Below are 4,659 nucleotides of genomic sequence, written 5' to 3'. Positions count from 1 at the left end.
CTCGCCGCGCTGCACCACGCGCGCGTGACCGGCACCGGCCAGGTCGTCGACGCCGCCATCGTCGACGGCACCGCCCACCTCTCCGCGATGATCCACGGCATGCTCGCCGCCGGCGGCTGGCAGGACCGGCGCGCCGCCAACCTCCTCGACGGCGGCTGCCCGTACTACGGCACCTACGAAACGGCCGACGGCAAGCACATGGCGGTGGGCGCCCTGGAGCCGCAGTTCTACGACGAGTTCGTGGACCTGCTCGGCCTCGCGGACTTCGCCGACGCCCGCCGGGACTGGACCCGTTGGGGCGAGCTGCGCGAGGCGGTCGCGGCCCGCTTCCGGAGTCGTACGAGAGACCAGTGGAGCGTCGTCTTCGAGGGTACGGACGCGTGCGTGGCGCCCGTGCTCTCGCTGCGCGAGGCCCCGCATCACCCGCACCTCGCCGCGCGCGGCACCTTCACCGAGCACGGCGGGATCACCCAGCCCGCGCCCGCACCCCGGTTCTCCGAAACGCCCACCTCGGTGCGCGGCGGGCCCGCCCTGCCGGGCGCCGACACCACGGACGTGGCCCGTGACTGGGACGTCCCCCGGCTTGCCGACGTCGTTGAGGACTCAGGTCGGGGAACATCTCGACGCGTCCTCGAAAACCCTCAGTGAAAGGCTTGGCAGTGAGCACCGAAGCGTATGTCTACGACGCGATCCGCACCCCGCGCGGGCGCGGCAAGGCGAACGGATCCCTGCACGGCACGAAGCCCATCGACCTGGTCGTCGGACTCATCCACGAGATCCGCGACCGCTTCCCGGACCTGGATCCGGCCGCGATCGACGACATCGTGCTCGGCGTCGTCGGCCCGGTCGGCGACCAGGGCTCCGACATCGCCCGGATCGCCGCCGTGGCCGCAGGACTGCCGGACACGGTGGCCGGCGTACAGGAGAACCGCTTCTGTGCCTCGGGTCTGGAGGCCGTCAACATGGCCGCCGCCAAGGTGCGTTCGGGCTGGGAGGACCTCGTCCTCGCCGGTGGCGTCGAGTCGATGTCGCGGGTGCCGATGGCCTCGGACGGCGGCGCCTGGTTCAACGACCCGATGACGAACCTCGCCGTCAACTTCGTGCCCCAGGGCATCGGCGCCGACCTGATCGCCACGATCGAGGGATTCTCGCGGCGCGATGTGGACGAGTACGCGGCGCTCTCGCAGGAGCGGGCGGCCACCGCGTGGAAGGAGGGCCGCTTCGAGCGGTCCGTCGTCCCCGTCCGTGACCGCAGCGGGCTCGTCGTCCTCGACCAAGACGAGCACCTGCGCCCCGGCACCACCGCCGACTCCCTCGCCCGGCTGAAGCCGTCCTTCGCGGACATCGGCGAACTCGGCGGCTTCGACGCCGTGGCCCTGCAGAAGTACCACTGGGTCGAGATGATCGACCACGTCCACCACGCGGGCAACTCCTCCGGCATCGTCGACGGCGCCTCGCTCGTCGCCATCGGCTCGAAGGAGGTCGGCGACCGCTACGGCCTCACCCCGCGCGCGCGGATCGTCTCCGCGGCCGTCTCCGGCTCCGAGCCGACCATCATGCTCACCGGGCCCGCCCCGGCCACCCGTAAGGCCCTCGCCAAGGCCGGGCTGACCATCGACGACATCGACCTCGTCGAGATCAACGAGGCCTTCGCCGCGGTCGTCCTGCGCTTCGTGCGGGACATGGGCCTGTCCCTGGACAAGGTCAACGTCAACGGCGGCGCCATCGCGCTCGGCCACCCGCTCGGCGCCACCGGCGCGATCATCCTCGGCACGCTCATCGACGAACTGGAGCGCCAGGACAAGCGCTACGGCCTCGCCACGCTGTGCGTCGGCGGCGGCATGGGCATCGCGACGATCGTCGAGCGCCTCTGAGGACCCCGGCGGCCACCGGAGATCGCTGCTGCGGGCAGGGATTTCCGCGGCCACCCGAGGCTTCCGCGGCGACCAGAGACTTCTACGGAGAACCCCCTCATGACCGAGAGCACCACCATCCGCTGGGAACAGGACGACACCGGCGTCGTCACCCTCGTCCTCGACGACCCCGACCAGTCCGCGAACACCATGAACGCGGCCTTCCGCGACTCCCTCGCGGCGATCACCGAGCGCCTGGAGGCCGAGCAGGACTCCATCCGCGGCATCATCGTCACGTCCGCCAAGAAGACCTTCTTCGCGGGCGGCGATCTGCGCGACCTCATCCGCGTAACCCCGGACACCGCGCAGGAGTTGCTCGACGGCGGCCTCGCCATCAAGCGCAACCTGCGCCGCATCGAGACCCTCGGCAAGCCGGTCGTCGCCGCGCTCAACGGCGCGGCCCTGGGCGGCGGTTACGAACTCGCCCTCGCCTGCCACCACCGCATCGCCCTCGACGCGCCCGGCTCGAAGATCGGCTGCCCGGAGGTCACCCTCGGCCTGCTCCCCGGAGGCGGCGGAGTCGTCCGCACGGTCCGGCTGCTCGGCATCACCGACGCGCTGCTGAAGGTGCTGCTTCAGGGCACCCAGTACAGCCCGCGCCGTGCCCAGGAGAACGGCCTCGTCCACGAAGTGGCGGCCACGCCCGACGAGTTGATCGCCAAGGCCCGCGCCTTCATCGACGCCAACCCCCAGTCGCAGCAGCCCTGGGACAAGCCCGGCTACCGCATCCCGGGCGGCACACCGGCCAACCCGAAGTTCGCGGCCAACCTGCCCGCCTTCCCGGCCTCCCTGCGCAAGCAGACCAACGGCGCGCCCTACCCGGCCCCGCGCAACATCCTCGCCGCCGCCGTCGAGGGCGCCCAGGTCGACTTCGAGACCGCGCAGCTCATCGAGGCCCGCTACTTCGTGGAGTTGGCGGCCGGTCAGACCTCGAAGAACATGATCCAGGCGTTCTTCTTCGACCTCCAGGCCGTCAACTCCGGCGCCAACCGCCCCAAGGGCATCGAATCCCGCCCGGTCAGCAAGGTCGCCGTCCTCGGCGCCGGGATGATGGGCGCGGGCATCGCCTACTCGTGCGCCCGCGCGGGCATCGACGTCGTCCTGAAGGACGTGACCGCGGAGGCGGCGGCCAAGGGCAAGGCCTACTCCGAGAAGCTCTGCGCAAAGGCCGTCTCCCGCGGTCGTACGACCCAGGAGAAGGCGGACGCGCTGCTCGCCCGCATCACCGCCACCGCCGACCCGCAGCAACTCGCGGGCTGCGACGCGGTGATCGAGGCCGTCTTCGAGGACACCTCGCTCAAGCACAAGGTGTTCCAGGAGATCCAGCACATCGTCGAGCCGGACGCGCTGCTCTGCTCCAACACCTCCACCCTCCCCATCACCGCCCTCGCCGAAGGGGTCGAGCGCCAGGCCGACTTCATCGGGCTGCACTTCTTCTCGCCGGTCGACAAGATGCCCCTCGTCGAGATCATCAAGGGCGAGCGGACCGGCGACGAGGCGCTCGCGCGCGCCTTCGACCTGGTCCGGCAGATCAAGAAGACGCCGATCGTCGTCAACGACTCGCGCGGCTTCTTCACCTCGCGGGTGATCGGGCAGTTCATCAACGAGGGGGTCGCGATGGTCGGCGAGGGCATCGAGCCCGCGTCGATCGAACAGGCGGCGGCGCAGGCGGGCTACCCGGCCAAGGTCCTCTCCCTGATGGACGAGTTGACGCTCACGCTCCCGCGCAAGATCCGCAACGAGTCCAAGCGGGCCGTGGAGGAAGCGGGCGGCACCTGGCCCGCGCACCCCGCCGAGGCCGTCATCGACCGCATGGTCGACGAGTTCGGCCGCACCGGGCGCAGCGGCGGCGCGGGCTTCTACGAGTACGGCGACGACGGCAAGCGCGCCGGGCTGTGGCCGGGCCTGCGCGAGCACTTCACCCGCGAGGGCGCCGAGATCCCCTTCGAAGACATGCAGGAACGCATGCTGTTCTCCGAGGCGCTCGACACGGTCAAGCTCCTTGAGGAAGGCGTGCTGACGTCCGTCGCCGACGCCAACATCGGGTCCATCTTCGGGATCGGCTTCCCCGGCTGGACCGGCGGTGTCCTCCAGTACATCAACGGCTACGAGGGCGGATTGCCCGGCTTCGTGGCACGCGCGCGTGCGCTCGCCGAGCGCTACGGGGAGCGGTTCACGCCGCCCGCGCTGCTCGTGGAGAAGGCCCAGAAGGGGGAGCGGTTCGCCGACGCGCGCTGACGTATCGCTGAGCGACACGCCGCGCTTGCCCTCGGAGGACGGGGCCCCGACGCTGACCTGCGAACCGGTCACCGGTCGTCCCGTCCCCCACGAGGAGCCCCCATGGGTCACCGTCCCGCCCTCGCCCTCCTCGACATCCTGCGCGGCGAGGGCGTGGACCGGGTCTTCGGCAACCCCGGCACCACCGAACTCCCCTTCCTGGCCGCCCTGTCGGAGACCGAGGACGCCCCCGAGTACGTCCTCGGCATCCACGAGGGCGCCGTCGTCTCCATGGCCGACGGCTACGCGCGCGGCACCGGCCGCCCCGCCTTCGTCAGCCTGCACATCGCCGCAGGACTCGCCAACGGCCTCATCGGCCTCCTCAACGCCCGCCGCTCCCGCACCCCGCTCGTCGTCACGGCCGGCCAGCAGGACCGCCGGCACCTCCAGCAGGACCCCATGCTCTCCGGCGACCTGGTCGGCCTCGCGCGGCCCGCGGTGAAGGCGACCTACGACATCCAGCACGCCC

4 protein-coding genes are annotated in these 4,659 nt (G+C 71.2%); all 4 read left to right on the top strand.

Translation table 11 applies throughout. The annotated features are described in order from the left end of the window. On the top strand, positions 1 to 648 hold a 648-nt coding region (locus tag R6V09_RS46335), incomplete at its 5' end, for a CoA transferase (RefSeq protein WP_317887489.1). 11 nt (positions 649 to 659) lie between these two features. Then, positions 660 to 1,874: an acetyl-CoA C-acetyltransferase gene (locus R6V09_RS46330; RefSeq protein WP_317887488.1), complete on the top strand. Its 1,215-nt coding sequence runs from the start codon at positions 660 to 662 to the stop codon at positions 1,872 to 1,874. Positions 1,875 to 1,973: 99 nt separating this feature from the next. Then, the gene (locus R6V09_RS46325) at positions 1,974 to 4,151 is read left to right on the top strand and encodes a 3-hydroxyacyl-CoA dehydrogenase NAD-binding domain-containing protein (RefSeq protein ID WP_317887487.1); all 2,178 of its coding nucleotides are present in this window, start codon (positions 1,974 to 1,976) and stop codon (positions 4,149 to 4,151) included. 102 nt (positions 4,152 to 4,253) lie between these two features. Next, on the top strand, positions 4,254 to 4,659 hold a 406-nt coding region (locus R6V09_RS46320; protein WP_317887486.1), incomplete at its 3' end, for a thiamine pyrophosphate-binding protein.

The organism is Streptomyces sp. W16 (assembly GCF_033194735.1).
Classification (GTDB): Bacteria; Actinomycetota; Actinomycetes; order Streptomycetales; family Streptomycetaceae; genus Streptomyces.
This window is presented reverse-complemented; position numbering and strand designations above follow the sequence as displayed.